We start from the raw sequence: 16,336 nt of genomic DNA on the forward strand, positions 1-16,336 counted from the left end.
CTGTTCTATTCTTACTTTTTTTCTTTTATTATCACGCACCTGTTTGCGTTCATCTATTAATGAAAATCTTAAACGAGGGATATAAGTGGAAAGTTCTGTTAGCAAGATAAGGGAAAAACTGGATAGAAAGGAAGCTGTGGTCATGACAGCACAGGAAGTGTCCGAGCTTGTTGCAAAGGGAGAGGATGTAAGTGCAATGGACGTCGATGTTGTCACAACCGCAACAAGAGCCATTATGAGTGGGACCTATGCCATTCTTTCTTTCCCTGTGAACTCGCCTGCTCATTTCAAACGGGCTTCAAAGGTGCTTCTCAACGGCATCCCTGCACATGTGGGACCATGCCCTAACGAGAGACTGGGAATCCTTGACCTGATCGTTTTCGGAACAGCGCATTCTACATACGAACATAACTACGGAGCAGGACACCTTTTCAGGGAACTGGTAGAAGGAAAGAACATTGAGGTCTCTGTGGAAACAGACGAGAATGTATCCTTCAAATGTGATGTCAGGCTTGAAGATATGCCCTATGCGAAACTCTATGCTACCCGCCACACGTTCAAGAACTATGCAGCTTTTGTCAATTGTTCCGCAGAACCGGTGGACACCATATTCCATGCGGTCAGCTTCGATCCCGATATGGAAGAGGCAACACTTTCCGGCTCAGGAGAGATCAACCCCATCCAGAACGACCCGAACATGGAGACAATAGGTATAGGCACACGTATGCTCATGAATGGCGCAGAAGGTTTTGTCATCGGTGACGGAACACGCAGCAGTCCCGGAAAACCGAATCTTGCAGGATTTGCTGATATGCATGATATGGACCCTGCACTGATGGGAGGGTTCAAGACATCTGCAGGTCCGGAATGCATAGCATCCTGGGCAATTGCGATACCTGTCACCAGCCAGTCGATACTCGACGCGGTCCTGAAGACCGACGGCGATATCCCAATGGTGGTCAATGACATTGATAAAAGAACCATGATAAGCAGCAGCACCTACGCAGATGCATGGAAGGATACGGACCTTGTAGTGGGTTTCAACCCGGATTCATGTATCAATTGTGATACCTGTGAACCTGTCAGGGATTGCCCCATGAATGCAATATATTACAAGAATGACAGAATGGTGCTTGACAGGTACCTGTGCTTCAATTGCGGCCTTTGTTCCACGATCTGTCCGGGCAATGTGTTCACTGCAGAGCTTGGCAAGCTCCATTTCGAGATGGATGAGAAGAAATATGACATCCCTATCGTCCTGAGACAGACAGACCGCAAGAGATCTGAAGAACTCGCCGGGAAACTGAAAAAGAAGATAGAGGACGGAGAGTTCAAGCTCAACGAGATGGTTGAGAGGATCTATCCATAAACCTCTTAATGATCACTTCAGGGGACATCGTTATTACCGGAGCATCGGTGTTCCCCGGCTCTGCTTTTACTACGATGATACCGTTGACCACTGAGCTCAGGGAATCCCTGAGAGCCTCAGGATTATCAACCTCATAGACATTTTTATTCCCTGCACCTCTTGCAACTGCAGCAAGATCAGTGTACTCGGAGGTTAATGTGGGCTGGTTGCCTGTTGAGCCATATGCGCGATTATCAATGATCACCAGCAGGTAGTTCTCAGGCTGTCTTGAAGCTATGGTTGCAAGGGTTCCCATATTCATGAGAACGGAACCATCACCATCTATTGCAATGACCTTCTTGTCAGGTCTTGAAAGTGCAAGACCAAGGCCGATAGAGGAGGCAAGGCCCATGGAACCAAGCATGTAGAAGTTGTTCGGCATATCGCACACATGGTGCATTTCCTTGCATGGAATGCCGATGTTGACCACGAGCAGTGAATCCGTTCCCTTTGAATGAGAAGCTATCTCATCGATGGCATCAATACGTTTCATCACTGCTTCCTCCAGAATGGTATCGGCAACAGTACAGCAACCGGTCTTTTCTTTGCAGATGCCTCAGACCATGCCTTTCCGATAAGTTCTGCCGGGTCGATATCCTTTTCCGGTATGAAATATGGAATATCCATGGTGTCAAGCAGCTTTGTCGTAAGCTCTCCCATTGGGACCTGGGCTACAATTGGTTCACCTTCCACGCCCCTGTGACTCATTATCATAAGAAGAGGGATGTCATAGAGCATATTGAGCGATGCAAGGGCATTAATTGAATTCCCAAGACCGGAGTTCTGCATGAGCATGGCAGGTCTTTTGCCACCCATGTAGGCACCAGCACATATTCCCACACCTTCTTCCTCGCGGGTCACTGGCAGGTGAATTATATCAGGAGCTTCATCCACCATCGGGATGAGTTCCTTTAGATTTGCACAGGGTACACTGACAACAAAGTCGATCCCGGCATCATTCATGCCTTTGAATATGGATTCCGATGGTGTCGGGTCACCTGATAGTGAAGGACACATGTTCACGCACTTATCTTTTCCATTATCGCTGCTATTACCTTATCCTCTGCATCCTCGTCATCTGCAGATACTGAGAGGAATACCGGCAATTGTCTCAACTCATAATCCTCAGCCAGTCGTTTTTGACCACCGCCTGTTATGTTCAGGACTATCCTTTCGTCAGGCTTCACATTACCGGCCTTCACAGCCTGTATAAGACCTGCAACAGCTACTGCTGCCGCAGGAATAAGGTCTATGCCTTCTGAATCTTCAAAGAGTTGCTGTGCATCGGCTGCTTCCTGTCTGCTTACAGCATAGACATCCCCGCCTGTTGCCTCAAGGGCATCCTTCACACCACCTTTCACTGCAAATGGAGGTTTCCTGTTAAAGAGAACATTATCATAGATGCCTTCAGGACATGCAGCATCAACCTCATCTGTACCTTTCCAGAGGGAATATAACGGAGCACACGGGAGACTTTGCCCGAGATGGAGTTTTGGCAGATGTTCTCCGAAACGCCCATCATCTGCAAGTCTCATGGATGCTTCCCATGCTGCGATACCGCCAGTACCACTTCCAACGGCCTGGAAGTAGTGATCAGGCAGTCCTCCTGCAGTCAAGACCGCATCGAGCATAACAGTACCCATGCCATCGCGCCGGGCCACATTCTTTGCACCGCCTTCGTTAACAAATCCATCCCTTGCTGCAACTTTGCCTGCAAGGGAGATGGCATCGAAATAGTCGCCTTTTACCGTTACAAGGAATACTGAGCGATCATCTTCATGGATCGACCATATCTTGTGGGCACTTCCCTCGGGTACTACAAGAAGAAGAGGCTGTCCTGTTATGCTGCATGCATGGGTGAATGCCCTGGCAGTGTTTCCTGCGGATGCGACAACCATAATTCGTTTCTCATCCTGTTCCATGAGCCTCTGCATGGTGGGAAAAGACTCGAGGTCCTTGAAGGTGCATGTCATAAGATATGCATCCTTTTCAGGCCAGTAACCGTTAAAAGCGATCCACAGGTCATCAAGACCAAGGGCTGAAGCAAGTTTCTCACTTTTGTAAGTAATGGTCCTCCCGGAACCTTCCTCGATGATACCTTCAACAGGAAGCCAGTTATAGTATCTCCATATACCCGGCATATCGGTAGGTTCCAGTTGTTCTGCTGAATAATAAGTACGAAGCAGGGAATCGTCACCCTGACTACAAGCTAATGAATAAGGTTCCTGTACTTCGCCACACAGCAGGCATTTCACATTGTACTTGTTCATGGTGCAACTGTTGGAAAGAGCAATTATAAAAGTTACCCTTTTAAATCCCCGGTTTTCCGCATAGGGATAAATGAAATTAAAATGTGGCACAAAACGACATATGCCTTGATGATAAAATATGAGAGAACGGGTGTGAGGATGTCCCTCATTCACTTTTTTCTATAATCTCATGATATATTTCCTTTCCCGCGAAATTGCCCATCATGTAAAAATTGCGAACCTCGGGTCCGAGCCCATCTATTATGTGCTCGATGGAATCGAAGCTCTTTGACAGCTTATCAACCTGTCCTTCCGTGACTGAAGCACCTTTCTCATTCTCGAAATAGTCCTTGAGGATCCCGTCGATAACACCCTTGAAATGCCAGTCCTGAACCGAGGAGGGTGTGATCGCAATGGAGGTCTTGTACAGCTTCAGGATATCCCCATGTCTTCCCAGTCCTGTCAAAGCTATCAGTTTTCCGGAAAGTGATTCGAGGGACTCGGGAGTACTTTCAAGCAGACCATCATAGATAGAGAGTGCATTCTCGAACTCTTTGAGTTTGTTCAGGAGCATTCCATGATGATTCTTCACCTGAACATCTTCCGGAAACTTATCACCGGCCTCAGAAAGATAGGAGAGCGCTTCCTCGTTCAGTTCGACCATCTCAAATACCATTGAGGTCTGCAACAGCCTTTCTTTCTCATCCTCTATCTGCATAAGGAAAGCTTCTGCAAAGCCGATACCGCGTTCCGTCTGTTCCCGTCCATGATAGGTGGCAACTATCTGGAGAAGATATTCCATACTCGGGGTTTCTCGAAAACTCTCTTTCAGGTTACGCAGGTTCTCTGCAAGAGCATCCTTCATATCGGGTTCTGTTCTTTCTTCCATGAAAGTATATTGTAAGAATTTACTTTAAAATCTTACGAATTGTGGATATGTAGAAATCCTACTTGTCAACGAGTTTTGAATCATAACCGCAGATGAACACAGATGACGCAGATAGTGGTTACTTGTATCTGCGTTTATCTGCGTTTATCTGCGTTCATCTGTGGTTCATATTATCTAGAGGATTTCTGAAGAGCCTGAATTATCGCAAAGATGTCCTTTATCAAGGATATTGTAAAGATACTCCTGCAACGATGCATGGTCCTCCAGTATGATATCAGCCTCGGATAACTTATCCGGGGAAACATATGTCGGTACGCCAACACAGTAAAGTCCTGCCCTTTTTGCAGACTCGACACCCATTGGAGCATTCTCTACCACGATACAGTTCTCCTTTCCTATATCCAGCATCTCAACAGCCCTGAGATAGGGCTCAGGATATGGTTTTCCATAATGCACATCCTCACCTGATACGATCACATCAAAGATACCGGGGAAGAACTGATCCATGAAGGACTCAACCGTAACCCTCTCGGAACCTGTGACAACAGCCAGTCTGAAATCCTTCTTCAGGACAGAAAGACAGGCCACCATTCCTTCGAATGGTTTAACATCGGCTATACTGGTAAATATCTCGATCTTCCTTTCCAGTATACTGTCATACATATCCGGGTCGAGCTCCCTTCCTGCTTTCTCAAAGAGCCACTGAAGACCCACACGATGATTAGCACCTTCCACCTCATAGATGTCAGCAGGAGTGACATTGACACCCACCTCTCTGGAAACCTGGATCCAGGCCTGTGCATGATATGTCATGGAATCAACAAGAACACCATCCATATCAAAAATAAGGGAACTTAGCATAGCCTGTAATTACTCTAATGCGGGATAAGTCTTATGTGACAACATGTGGCAAAGACATTCATTCTCAGGCTTCTGTCACTGTTGCATCAGCATCATCGTACCACCTGACAGGCAGAGTATAATCCAGTGTATCACTATAGACGGACGGCAGGAAGAACTGAGTGCCTCTGTCATCGAGGGATGATACGAATCCAGGATCTACAGAATCAAGTTTCTGCTTTGTAGCATCAGCTGTTACAGACTTACCTACACGATACAGAGCGAACTGTTTGTTGTAGAGCACAGATGGAGAGTTAGGGTCTATTGCCAGTGCCTTGTCGTAGCACTCGATCGCCTCGTCCACATCACCCAGTATATTGAGCACGAAACCCTTGTTGTACCAGGCTGTGATGCATGACGGATCGAGCTCCAGCGCCTTCTCATAGTAATGTATGGAGCCCAGATGACTGCTTCTCATATACGAGAGAGTTCCCAGATGATACCATGCAGAAGCACTCGTCGGGTCAGCTGCTGCAGCAGCCTCGAATGTGGAATATGCTATTGCAAGATCGCCTTTGAGATAGTGAACAAAACCCTTCCTGTTAAGGACATTGACATTGTCCGGTTCGATCTCAAGCAGGGAATCATAGGTTGCAAGTGCATCATCATAGTTCCCGAGTCTCTCATATATTGAGGCCTTTCCAAGCAATGCAATGGAATCCGCTGGTTCCAGTACAAGCAGCCGGTCATAGAAACCAAGGGCCATATCGTACTCTCCAAGACCTTCTGCGGAACTGCTCTGGTATTTGAGCACTGTAACATTCACAGGGTCATATTTCAGCACATTGTTGAAAGCATCTATGGAGCTCTTATAATCACCGGTCTGATATGCAGCATATCCGGCCCTGTACCAGATATTCGTGTTCTGGGTGTCATCTTTAAGTATGGTCCCATAATACCTGAGAGATCTATCATACATGCCAAGTGCATCGTAAGATGATGCTATATAATAGAGTGCATCATAATTGGAAGGTTCCTTTTCAAGGACCATGGCCAGAGACTCAACTGCCAGCGCTTTATCTCCATTGTTATAGTGAGACATTCCTTTGTCATACCATAACTGCAAGTTGTCAGGCTCAAGGGTAACGGCTTGCTCATAACTGTAAACCGCTTCAGAGTATTGTCCGAGCTGGTCATAGGCAGATGCCATACTACCCCATGCCTCAGAAGACTCCGGATCCAGAAGTATTGCCATTGTGTATGACTCGATAGCATTATCCGGCATTGACATGCTTTCATAGCATGAACCCCTGGATATCCAGACCTGATCATAGGTTACCACTTCACCAAGTATCTCGGCATCTTCCACATAATTGAGAGTACCATATGAAAGAGGATCAGAACCATACCATATGAACAGTTCTGAACTGAAAACATCATCATCCATTACTCCGAACAGCAAGGAAGGACCGAAGTCACGCAAAGATGAACCAGCACCCCCATCAAGAAGATCCTGTGTCACAGTCAACTGGAATCTGGCAACCGAATGTGTGGGGTCCAGCAGGAGAACCTGTTCATAAGATGCAATGGCCTCTTCGTATCTGCCGCTCTCATGCAGAGCATTGGCTTTTCCAAACCATGCATCTACTGACTCAGGATGAAGTTCAATTACCTCACCATAGACCTTTGCAGAATCATCGTACTTTTCAAGATTATCGAGGTCAAGTGCTTTATTATACAGGGCAGCTGTGAAATTCCCTTCAAGTTTGACTGCCTTTGAATATGCCTTCTGCGCATCATTGTACTCACCAAGTCTGTCATAGGCAAGACCAAGGTCATAATAGACCTTTGCACATGACCTGTCGGCCTTCAGGGCCTTCTCATAAGAATCAATTGCGTCCTCATATTGCCCAAGGGATTCATAAGCACGGGCCTGGTCATACCATACCACCGGGTGACCGGATTCAATTGCCCCTGCACTACCAAATGCCCCTGTTGCACTTTCATAGTCACCCATCTTGTAGAAAGCAAGTCCCTTGTTGAACCAGAGCAAAGCAGAATCCGATCCAAAGTCGGGAGTGGCCTCGTAACAATCGGAAAGCTCCACCGCGATGCCAAAGAGACTGGCACCTGTTCCAAACGAATTCGCTCCTGCAGTTGAAGAACCAAGCTCCAATGCCCTGTCATAAGCCTCTATCGCTTCTGCATATTTGCCCATGGAATCAAGCAGATCACCTTTGCGGGACCATACCTCTCCATTCTCAGGCTGGTAAACAAGTACCTGGTTGTAGGCTTTCAGAGCCGGGTCATATTTCCCAAGCTGTTCGTAGGCTTTTCCCATCCTGTACCAGGCATCTACGGCATACGGGTCCAGTGTCACGATAGCATCATACTCCTGAACAGCAACAGCAGGCTGACCCAGTGCCTCAAGGTCCAGAGCTTTATTGTACCGTGCATCAATGTACCCAGGGTCCAGGTCTAAGGCATTGTCATAGGAAATAATAGCTTGCTGATAATCACCCAGAGCATCATAGCTCAGGCCTTTTCCATACCAGTATTCTGCATTATCGGGCTCTATCTGAAGTGCCTGGTCGTAGGCATCTATAGAATCATTGTATTTTCCGATCCCGTATAAACTGGCCGCACTTATAGAAAGTTCCTCTGAACTGGACATCGAGAGGTTGATCATCATATCGTAATAAGCAAGGGATTCGTTGTACCTGCCAAGAGCCTCCAGTGAGAGAGCTTTCTGATACCAGACAGCCGGAAGCCTCATGTCGTATCCTGCATCCGTTATTGCATGGCCCTCTGACGGGGAGAGAAGGGAGAAAGAGCCTATATCGAATATATACTCATAATCCGGAGAGCTTTCATTCGAGAGTAATTGAAGGGATTCATCGTACTGGAGAAGAGCCTCTTCATGATAACCCTGGCTGGAAAGGACCATTCCTTTCTTGAAATGAGCCGTCGGAGAATCAGGATAACTGGAAAGGACCCTGTCATATATCTTCAATGCTGCGTCAAGATCCCCCATCAGGAAATAGGTCGAACCCTTGTTGTCCAGGGACTGTACATTATCAGAGTCTGCTTCCAGCGACCGGTCGTAGTAGTCCAGAGCTTCCTCATATGTACCATTCATTGTCAGTGAGACAGCGATCGAGTTCAAGCCTTTTGCTTCCGGCCCAATGCTGTCAGCCAGAGGACAAAAGTAAAGGCCGATCAACAGCACTACTACAAAAAGGACAGGGGTTTTACGTATCATGACATTACCTTGATACCAGATGATCGATGCTAATAATTCCAGCTATATTTTATAGCATTTTTTAGTATTTACATATATCCGGTCAATATGACTATTTATATAAATATTAATATATAATTATAGATTCAGGCGGGCCTGAACACGGAGAATACTCTTGCCAGACTTCAGAACATTGAAAGAACAGGGATATGCACAGACTGAGATAAAGAACTCCACCTTCATCGCTTATGCAAGTCCTGTAAATGATGAGAGGGAAGCAAAGGAGTTCATCGATCTTGTGAAGAGCAAGCACAATGATGCAAACCACAATGTTTCTGCGTATCTGATTAATCAGAATAATGTACTTGCAATGAAGTATGATGATGACGGAGAGCCTGCCGGAAGTTCAGGAAAGCCCGTATTCAGGGTACTTGAGATGAAAGAGCTCAGCAATGTGGTTGTGGTGGTGAGCAGGTATTTCGGTGGGATCAGGCTTGGTTTCGGAGGACTTTCCAGAGCATACAGAGAGGCTGCTGTGGAAGCTATCGAAGCTGCAGGCATCATAGAGATCCACGAGAGGACGCGCATTGAGATAAGCTCGGATTACTCTGACATGGATACTGTGATCAAACTGGTGGAAGAGTATTCTGGAAATATCCTGAAGACCGATTATGCTGACATCGTGAATTTTGCAGTGGAAGTGGATTCCGAACATGCAGAGAACTTTATAGAAAAAGTTATTAACGTGACCAGGAACAGGGTTACTGTTAAATAGGATACTTTCACCTAAAAACGGGATCAACACTATCATCCAATATTATTTTCCTGTGAAAAAACAATTCGATGAATAAACGGGATCCTGTTGTCAATTACCATCATCAAAAAACCGAGAGCAATATGTCCAAAAGAGCAAGAGATATGGCATTCAGGCACTTCAACAAAGGAGTAAGCCTTATTGAGAAAGGACTGCATGAGGATGCACTTGACATCCTGGAACAGGCAGAAGAACAGGCTAAGGAAGCAGATTCACCTCAAATACTTGTTGCGGTGCTCCAGACATATGCAGACCTTTTGTTCGCCCATGAAAGAAAAGATGAAGCACTTGAAAGATACATTTCTGTATCTGACATCCTTGAGAAAGAACCGGAACATCTGTCCCTGGAACAACGTGCAAATATGTATAGCAATATGGCACTTGCTCTGGAAAATGCAGGGAACAAGGAAGAAGCAAGGAAGAAATATGATGTTTCCTCACAGGACTACAGGAAACTCATCGGGGAAGAACCTGACAATGCATCATACCTGTCAAATGCTGTATCCACATTGAACAATATGGGAGCCTTGCTTGCTGATATGGGAAGGAATGGAGAGGCACTGGATGCTTTTGAAGAGGCCTTCGATCTTCATGAAAGGACATCTGATAATAAGGTAGATGATGAATATCAGCATAAAAGAGTTACCATACTGGAGAACCTGATGAACATCCCGCTGGAAAATGCAACAGGTGTGGATGAAGAAAGATATGCCAGATTACTGGAACAGTATGCAGAGATAAATACTGACGAAAAGGGGTCATCTAAAATGTCCACAGCTTTGCAGAACATTGCCCGCATCCTTGAGAAGGAAGGAAAGACCGATGAAGCATTCATTAAACTGGAAGAAGCACTGGACACAGTATTGGAACAGTTCGATGCAATGCCGGAAGAGCCTGAGAACCGCAAGGTCCTCGTTGAGATCCTAAGGGATATGAACAGACTTCTGGAGAACGAGAAAAGCCCTGAAAAACAGCTGGAGAAGTATGAGCTTATGCTGAATATCTCCAGAAAACTGCTGGCTTCCATGCCTGAGAACACAGCATACCAGCTTAACGTGGCCTTCGCCCTTGATATCATCAGCAATCTGTTGAAGGATGCAGGCAGGATAGAGGAAGCGACCCGGAGGATAGGGGAGGCTGTTGACATTGCCGTTGATGTGATCAGGAACGGAAATGAGGATAATTACTCCCTGCAGGACATGATCATCATCGTACAGGACATGATATCACTTATCGAACTTGCCGCCGGGGATGCAAGACCCGGACTCTACAGTGAATTACTGGAGAAGATAGAAGCACCTGCTCAGGAGAATATTGAACTCGGTCTCATATGTGCAGATATCTACAACAGCAATGGCATGTTACTCGCTGAAAAAGGAAGTCATTCCGAAGCACTTGATAATTTCAAAAAGGCATTCAATACCTATCAGACGGTCAGCCATGCAACAGGGGACAGTTCAAAGATGAATGCTGTTCAGGCCAGTATTGCACAGATGCAGTTCTCCCTCGGGCAATATGATGAGGCGCTGGATGGATATATGGAACTTGTCAGGGCAGGCAATGTTGACAGGGAATATGCTGACAGGATAGAAGAGATACTTTCCGGGAAGGAAAAGAAGGCAGAGGTCACTGGAAATGTAGAGATCCTGAAAACGGTGTATGACTCCATCCTGGATATCAGGACGGAACTGCTCGGGATGATACCTGACCCTGAAGGTAGGAATGCCGAAAAGATAAGTGAGTTACAGGAAAAGATAGCAGACCTCATGGTTGCAATGGGAATGAACAGAGAGGCGCTTCTGGCATACGAACAACTTCAGGATACTGACCAAACGAACAGGTACCATGGAAAGATACTGAAACTCCTTGAGAAGATAAGGATGTCAGCAGGAGGAATGCAGGAGACAGAGAAACAGGAAACACTGGAATTCCTGCTTTCAAAATATAACAAGTTCCTGGAAGGGGATGGCAATGATGCTAACATTGAAGGGAACAGGGCGGCGGTCATAGAGAATATAGCCTTCCTTCTTTCTGAAAGACAGGAAGCAGAAGAAGCAGGCTACATGTATGACTATGCCATTGATGCATACACCCACCTCTCAGAACTTGAACCTGAGAGTTTCTTCCCTCTTGAGAGAATAGCGTCGATCAACACAAGGATAGCTGAACTTGCAGTAAGTGTAGGAGACAGGGAAGAAGCACAGTCGAGATACGAGAAGGCACTTGGTGTATATAGCTCGCTGATAGATGCGGACCCTTCAAGTATCGGCTATCAGCTCGATCATGCCAGTGTATTGGACGGCATGGGTGCTCTCTACCTGACAATTGAGATGCATAACGAAGCAAAATGGTGTTATGAGAATGCCCTTAAAGCCTATGGCCGGATCATGGAAAACGAACCTGAGAATCCCTCATATCGTTCAAATGTCACAATAACCCTTGAGAACCTTGGCTATGTGCTTGAACTCATGGGAAGGAAAGAAGATGCCCTCTGGATGTATGAAAATGCCAGAAAGATAGAAGAAGGCATTGAATAGGCAAAATAACAAAGAACGACAATAACCCGCATTCCTGCTAAAAGGAATGCTACCCATTTTTGCTCATACTCCATTTCCGGGTTGCTGGATAGAATGCGGACAGTGTGTGCAAACATTTTGACGAGATACTGAGGGGAAAGTACCCAGTCCGCATTCCAGTGCAAACCAATTCCGTTTTTGACGGGTATAATGTCCATATCGTACCATTTTGGGACATCTGTCACATCCATCTTGGTATGTGACACATAACCAACTATCAGGCCATACTATTTAAATATATCTATACAATAATATATACTCATTATCATCATTATGAGATAATGACTTGCTCACAGATGATCACAGGAAACATTAAAATCAGATAGTATCAGCCTTTAGAAAGATGGATTCCCACAAAATAACTACTATAGGTCGTCCCCTGAATCCCGGTTATTTTACAAACAAACTGATTATTATCATTACAGTTCTCACTTTTATCATTCACACCATTCTTACCATTGTCACGCTTTTCAATTCCGCCCATGAAGAGACGAACTACACAAACCTGATAACAGGATTCAGAGCAGGTTTGCTCGTATTTCTTCTATGGGCCATCTCACGGGAGCTTGATCCCGACAAAGAATGGGGAGCTTTTGTAACTGTATCTCTGGCACTTGTATTCATGGTGTTCTTTGAGATACCATCCATCCTCCCCTTTGCCTGGTTTCTCCTTATCCTGAGGATGACAAACCATTCAAGTGGCATGCCTGCCGGAATTATGGATTCTTTTTTAGTGGCCACCATCGGGACAATACTGGCATACTACGTTTCCGGAATATATGGCATTCTGACAGCTATGACATTTATATCTGACAGCCAGCTGAATGATCCTGCAAAATATCATTTTCCCATTGGTGCTCTGATGTTGATTGTTTCAGCAGGTATTTGCTTCAGGCAGGGAGGAACTATATTTGATCAGACGTTGGAAAGTATGTTTTTTGTTCTATCCGGCATCATACTATTCCTGCCTGCCATCATATGGCCTGGTAAATTAGAAAGTGTCGGGGACAGGACAAATGAACCTCTTGACCCCGCAAGGATCAAAATGGGAAAGGTAATGGGCATACTCGTCTTTCTGGGAGTTCTTACCATGCCTGCTGAAGCAAGTCTTGCGCTGGTACCATTTATCTTTTGCATATTTGCAGGAACAGGAGCATATCGCATAGTATCCGGTATCCTACTGCACACAAGTATTAAGAAGGGATAACAGAGCTAGGAACCATACCATTTACCTCCACCTAATCAAAACAAACAAGGATATTCCTATTTTACGTTCCACTATCTTCCAGGAACTGAAGCCATCTGCGTGCTTCAGCTACGCGCTCCTGAGAAAAATGTTCCTTAAAATCCTTTTCCATCTCCTTTGCAGTCCCATCCTCTATCTCCCTGAGGTCCATTATTGCCCTCAGCAAACCTGCTGTTTCATTGAAGAGGGACTTTGCCTCCTTACGGGTGAGCTCCCCGGTCTTTAACATGAGCTCATCCTCTCTTTCTTTGTCCCTGAGATGAGAGAGATACATGTCAATATGCCTGATATCCTCATCAGACAGCTCATCCTTGTTGATCAGCTCCCAGACAAGATCATGTAACCTGCATTTCTTCCCTTCGATCTCCACAAAATAAGGAACTTCCTCACCAACCCAGAAAAGACGTGCATGAAGGGCTGCAAGCAATTGTTTTCGTTCCCGCTCAGAAAGCATTTCCTCTTTGGTATTATCTGGCATTCTGAAAACCCCATTCTATATCGTGACTAAGTTACTATATAGGAATGCAAGCTATATTAAAAAGGCGAATGTGAAAAGCATGGATTTCTTTTAATAAGGTTAAAACAAATATTATTGGAGAGTTCGCTCAGGAACTAAGAACCAGATATGTTCCCAGAATTGTCTGAACGATACCAAAAGGCGGGATCGTAACATGGAAGAACAGGAAATACAGGATATGAGGAGGCAGAAGGGAGACCTTTCCTGGCTCAAGGTATTCACAGGAGGACTGCTCCTTTACATATTCGGGGTCTTCGCTCTCGCTGCAACACGAAATACCAATATATTTCCCACTGTGGTCATGCTCGGGAATTTCCTTGTTCCTATAACCTATGTGGCCTTCTTCTACCAGAGGCGACACCTTAGCAAGCTTGATATGCCTACAACCGCATGGGCATTCTTCTACGGAGGACTTCTGGGTGTACTGGCCGCAGCGACACTTGAGCCGATATTCCTGTCACAACATAAACTGTTCTTCTCTTTTGAGGTCGGGCTGATAGAGGAATTTGCCAAGATACTGGGAGTTCTTGTGATCGCCAAACGCTGCTTCCATGATTCAGAGATGGATGGGCTCATCCTCGGAGCTGCATCAGGAATGGGTTTTGCTGCACTGGAAAGTACTGGATACGCCTTCACAGCCTTCCTGGCAAGCGGCGGGAGCCTGACACAGACAGTGCTGATCACCCTTTTCAGAGGTGTTATTGCACCGATAGGACATGGAACATGGACAGCCATCCTTGTAAGTGTGATGTTCAGGGAGAGCGGTCCGCGGATATTCCACACCAATTACAAGGTGATCGGGGCATACCTTACCGTGGCGATACTTCATGGCCTCTGGAACGGAATGCCTGAAGTACTATCCATATTCTCAATTTCAACGGTCAATGTGGTCACCGGACAGATGCTGGTGGCAGCAGCAGGCTTCTTCCTGCTCTGGAGACGATATGAAGAAGCAAAGAGCCTCCAGATAGAGAGGCTGGAGAAAGGTATACCTCAGGCAGATTGCTGGAAATGATGCAATCGAGTGAATGATACCTTTACCAGAAAATAACCATTTTATAGAAGTTAGCTGTTGTTCATATGGAATATGTCTGGCTGGACATACTGGCATTCATTTTAGTGGTTGGTAATTGATATGAGCACGGAGAGAACGCTTGAATGGGACATCGATGTCTCGATATTGAATAACAGGTTCATCATGGGAGAGATGATCAAAGTACTTGGGATCGCTGCCGGCATCACTGCCGCCTTTGTGCTCCTGATAAGTCTTCCTGCCATACTTGACGGGACGGTCACTTCGAACAGCAGCAATGCGAGAGGGATGAAATATGCCCTGATACTTGTCGGGATCACATTCCTGTTAACCGCATTGTTCATATTCGCATACTACGGGAACAGGTACTCACTCTCCTATACCCTTGACAGCAAGGGTGTCAGCACGATCACCAGAGAGGAACAAAGGAACCGGAACCATAAATTGAATTTCCTTATCGTGATCATGGGGATCCTTGCACGTAGTCCCTCCGCAGCAGGAGCGGGATTGCTGGCAAGCTCACACCAGAATCAGGATGTAAAATGGAAGAAAGTAAGAAAAGCTGTATTCTACCCTGCCAGGAACACGATCACACTATCCGCAGGATATGGGGAAAAGAGCATTGTTTTCTGTACAGGCGAGAACTACAGCAGGACCGCAGAGTTTGCCAGGTCCAATTGTCCTGAGAACTGCAAGATAATTGAAAAATGAAGGTGTTATCCTTCATTCAAGACATGGGCTTTCAAGGCACTCCTTAAGAAGGGAGAATCTGTCCACCATACCAACAAGGCGACTGTCCTCGGTGACACATATACGCCCTATATTGTGGTCCACCAGTGACTTGATAGCTTTTGATACAGGTGTTGTGGAACTTATCGAATACAGAGGTGTTGACATAACACGTTCCACCTTTGGAGAATCACCTGACAGACTGTCATGCGTATCAGCCGACCGGTTACCTGTCCTTATGAATCCGGCCTTTATCAGGTTGCTTCTTGTCACTATTCCAAGGACCTCATCGTTATATGATATTACGGGAATTCCGGAGTAGTTGTGCTCCAGCATGTTACCCCATACCTTTGAAACAGGATCATCGTTGTATGCGGTCATCACTTTTGTGTTCATGATCTGGCTGACATTTCGCAGATGCATCTTCATGAGATGGGCATGGTGAAGGATGTCCTTATCGCTGATAATGCCTGCTATGGTCTTGTCTGTCGATGAGTTCAGTACCGGTGCACGGTGCTGTTTTGCGTTCAGAAGTTCCTTTGCAGCATCCTTTACATCCATATCAGGTGTTATCAGCGGGAATTCATGTGCGTAGCCGTTGACTGTCACGTCCGATGTGTTGGACTGGAGTCGGAGGATATCATGGTCATCCAGAATACCTGTTACCCGGCCTCCTGAATCAAGAACCGGAAGGCTATGCAGGTGTTTATCGCGCAATACGTGTCTGGCATGTGTCATCAGGTCATTCTCCCTGATGCAGACAGGTTCTTTGGTCATTATATCCCCAACGATCA

Annotated in this window: 14 protein-coding genes; 6 read left to right on the forward strand and 8 right to left on the reverse strand. The window is 45.9% G+C overall.

The window, feature by feature from the left end:
* Positions 1–85 precede the first annotated feature (85 nt).
* A complete protein-coding gene (locus tag V7O63_RS00925) occupies positions 86–1,369 on the forward strand; it encodes a methanogenesis marker 16 metalloprotein (protein WP_340819308.1) in 1,284 nt (427 codons plus the stop codon).
* On the opposite strand, the gene comE is transcribed toward V7O63_RS00925, so the two are convergent.
* From comE to V7O63_RS00955, 6 genes are all read right to left on the reverse strand, one after another.
* Positions 1,338–1,901, reverse strand: coding sequence for a sulfopyruvate decarboxylase subunit beta (gene comE, locus V7O63_RS00930; RefSeq protein WP_340819310.1), 564 nt, complete (start codon positions 1,899–1,901; stop codon positions 1,338–1,340). The genes V7O63_RS00925 and comE overlap by 32 nt on opposite strands.
* Positions 1,901–2,425 (reverse strand): sulfopyruvate decarboxylase subunit alpha, encoded by a 525-nt coding sequence (gene comD, locus V7O63_RS00935; protein ID WP_340819312.1) that lies wholly within the window; start codon positions 2,423–2,425, stop codon positions 1,901–1,903. The genes comE and comD overlap by 1 nt, the downstream gene beginning before the upstream one ends.
* Positions 2,426–2,427: 2 nt before the next feature.
* Positions 2,428–3,678, reverse strand: a complete 1,251-nt coding sequence (locus V7O63_RS00940) for a cysteate synthase (protein ID WP_340819314.1) — start codon at positions 3,676–3,678, stop codon at positions 2,428–2,430.
* A 145-nt stretch (positions 3,679–3,823) separates the two neighbouring features.
* Positions 3,824–4,546 carry a hypothetical protein gene (locus tag V7O63_RS00945; RefSeq protein ID WP_340819315.1) on the reverse strand — a complete coding sequence of 241 codons (723 nt, stop codon included), beginning with the start codon at positions 4,544–4,546 and terminating at the stop codon, positions 3,824–3,826.
* 174 nt (positions 4,547–4,720) lie between these two features.
* Positions 4,721–5,407 (reverse strand): HAD family phosphatase, encoded by a 687-nt coding sequence (locus tag V7O63_RS00950; RefSeq protein ID WP_340819317.1) that lies wholly within the window; start codon positions 5,405–5,407, stop codon positions 4,721–4,723.
* A gap of 64 nt (positions 5,408–5,471) precedes the next feature.
* The gene (locus V7O63_RS00955) at positions 5,472–8,648 is read right to left on the reverse strand and encodes a tetratricopeptide repeat protein (protein ID WP_340819318.1); all 3,177 of its coding nucleotides are present in this window, start codon (positions 8,646–8,648) and stop codon (positions 5,472–5,474) included.
* A gap of 154 nt (positions 8,649–8,802) precedes the next feature.
* On the opposite strand from V7O63_RS00955, the gene V7O63_RS00960 reads away from it, so the two are divergent.
* The 3 genes from V7O63_RS00960 (at position 8,803) to V7O63_RS00970 (ending at position 13,224) form a co-directional block, all read left to right on the forward strand.
* A complete protein-coding gene (locus tag V7O63_RS00960) occupies positions 8,803–9,402 on the forward strand; it encodes a YigZ family protein (RefSeq protein WP_340819319.1) in 600 nt (199 codons plus the stop codon).
* A 68-nt stretch (positions 9,403–9,470) separates the two neighbouring features.
* Positions 9,471–11,978, forward strand: a complete 2,508-nt coding sequence (locus tag V7O63_RS00965) for a tetratricopeptide repeat protein (protein ID WP_340819320.1) — start codon at positions 9,471–9,473, stop codon at positions 11,976–11,978.
* 382 nt (positions 11,979–12,360) lie between these two features.
* Complete coding sequence (locus V7O63_RS00970) at positions 12,361–13,224, forward strand: hypothetical protein (protein ID WP_340819322.1); 864 nt, start codon at positions 12,361–12,363, stop codon at positions 13,222–13,224.
* A gap of 61 nt (positions 13,225–13,285) precedes the next feature.
* Here the strand turns inward: V7O63_RS00970 and V7O63_RS00975 are convergent, their stop codons facing one another.
* The gene (locus V7O63_RS00975) at positions 13,286–13,741 is read right to left on the reverse strand and encodes a DUF5788 family protein (RefSeq protein ID WP_340819324.1); all 456 of its coding nucleotides are present in this window, start codon (positions 13,739–13,741) and stop codon (positions 13,286–13,288) included.
* A gap of 193 nt (positions 13,742–13,934) precedes the next feature.
* Between V7O63_RS00975 and V7O63_RS00980 the strand changes: the two genes are divergently transcribed.
* Both V7O63_RS00980 and V7O63_RS00985 read left to right on the forward strand, forming a co-directional pair.
* A complete protein-coding gene (locus tag V7O63_RS00980) occupies positions 13,935–14,795 on the forward strand; it encodes a PrsW family intramembrane metalloprotease (RefSeq protein ID WP_340819326.1) in 861 nt (286 codons plus the stop codon).
* A gap of 120 nt (positions 14,796–14,915) precedes the next feature.
* Positions 14,916–15,524 (forward strand): hypothetical protein, encoded by a 609-nt coding sequence (locus tag V7O63_RS00985; protein ID WP_340819328.1) that lies wholly within the window; start codon positions 14,916–14,918, stop codon positions 15,522–15,524.
* A 12-nt stretch (positions 15,525–15,536) separates the two neighbouring features.
* On the opposite strand, the gene V7O63_RS00990 is transcribed toward V7O63_RS00985, so the two are convergent.
* Positions 15,537–16,319, reverse strand: a complete 783-nt coding sequence (locus V7O63_RS00990; RefSeq protein WP_340819330.1) for a CBS domain-containing protein — start codon at positions 16,317–16,319, stop codon at positions 15,537–15,539.
* Positions 16,320–16,336: the final 17 nt, after the last annotated feature.

This window comes from Methanolobus sp. WCC4, from assembly GCF_038022665.1.
GTDB lineage: Archaea > Halobacteriota > Methanosarcinia > Methanosarcinales > Methanosarcinaceae > Methanolobus.

Excerpts from the sequence above, each read along its gene's own strand:
- comE (WP_340819310.1), bottom strand. The coding sequence starts at position 1,901 with ATGAAACGTATTGATGCCATCGATGAGATAGCTTCTCATTCAAAGGGA.
- comD (WP_340819312.1), bottom strand. The coding sequence starts at position 2,425 with ATGTGTCCTTCACTATCAGGTGACCCGACACCATCGGAATCCATATTC.
- V7O63_RS00940 (WP_340819314.1), bottom strand. The coding sequence starts at position 3,678 with ATGAACAAGTACAATGTGAAATGCCTGCTGTGTGGCGAAGTACAGGAA.
- V7O63_RS00945 (WP_340819315.1), bottom strand. The coding sequence starts at position 4,546 with ATGGAAGAAAGAACAGAACCCGATATGAAGGATGCTCTTGCAGAGAAC.
- V7O63_RS00950 (WP_340819317.1), bottom strand. The coding sequence starts at position 5,407 with ATGCTAAGTTCCCTTATTTTTGATATGGATGGTGTTCTTGTTGATTCC.
- V7O63_RS00955 (WP_340819318.1), bottom strand. The coding sequence starts at position 8,648 with ATGATACGTAAAACCCCTGTCCTTTTTGTAGTAGTGCTGTTGATCGGC.
- V7O63_RS00965 (WP_340819320.1), top strand. The coding sequence starts at position 9,471 with ATGAATAAACGGGATCCTGTTGTCAATTACCATCATCAAAAAACCGAG.
- V7O63_RS00970 (WP_340819322.1), top strand. The coding sequence starts at position 12,361 with ATGGATTCCCACAAAATAACTACTATAGGTCGTCCCCTGAATCCCGGT.
- V7O63_RS00975 (WP_340819324.1), bottom strand. The coding sequence starts at position 13,741 with ATGCCAGATAATACCAAAGAGGAAATGCTTTCTGAGCGGGAACGAAAA.
- V7O63_RS00980 (WP_340819326.1), top strand. The coding sequence starts at position 13,935 with ATGGAAGAACAGGAAATACAGGATATGAGGAGGCAGAAGGGAGACCTT.
- V7O63_RS00985 (WP_340819328.1), top strand. The coding sequence starts at position 14,916 with ATGAGCACGGAGAGAACGCTTGAATGGGACATCGATGTCTCGATATTG.
- V7O63_RS00990 (WP_340819330.1), bottom strand. The coding sequence starts at position 16,319 with ATGACCAAAGAACCTGTCTGCATCAGGGAGAATGACCTGATGACACAT.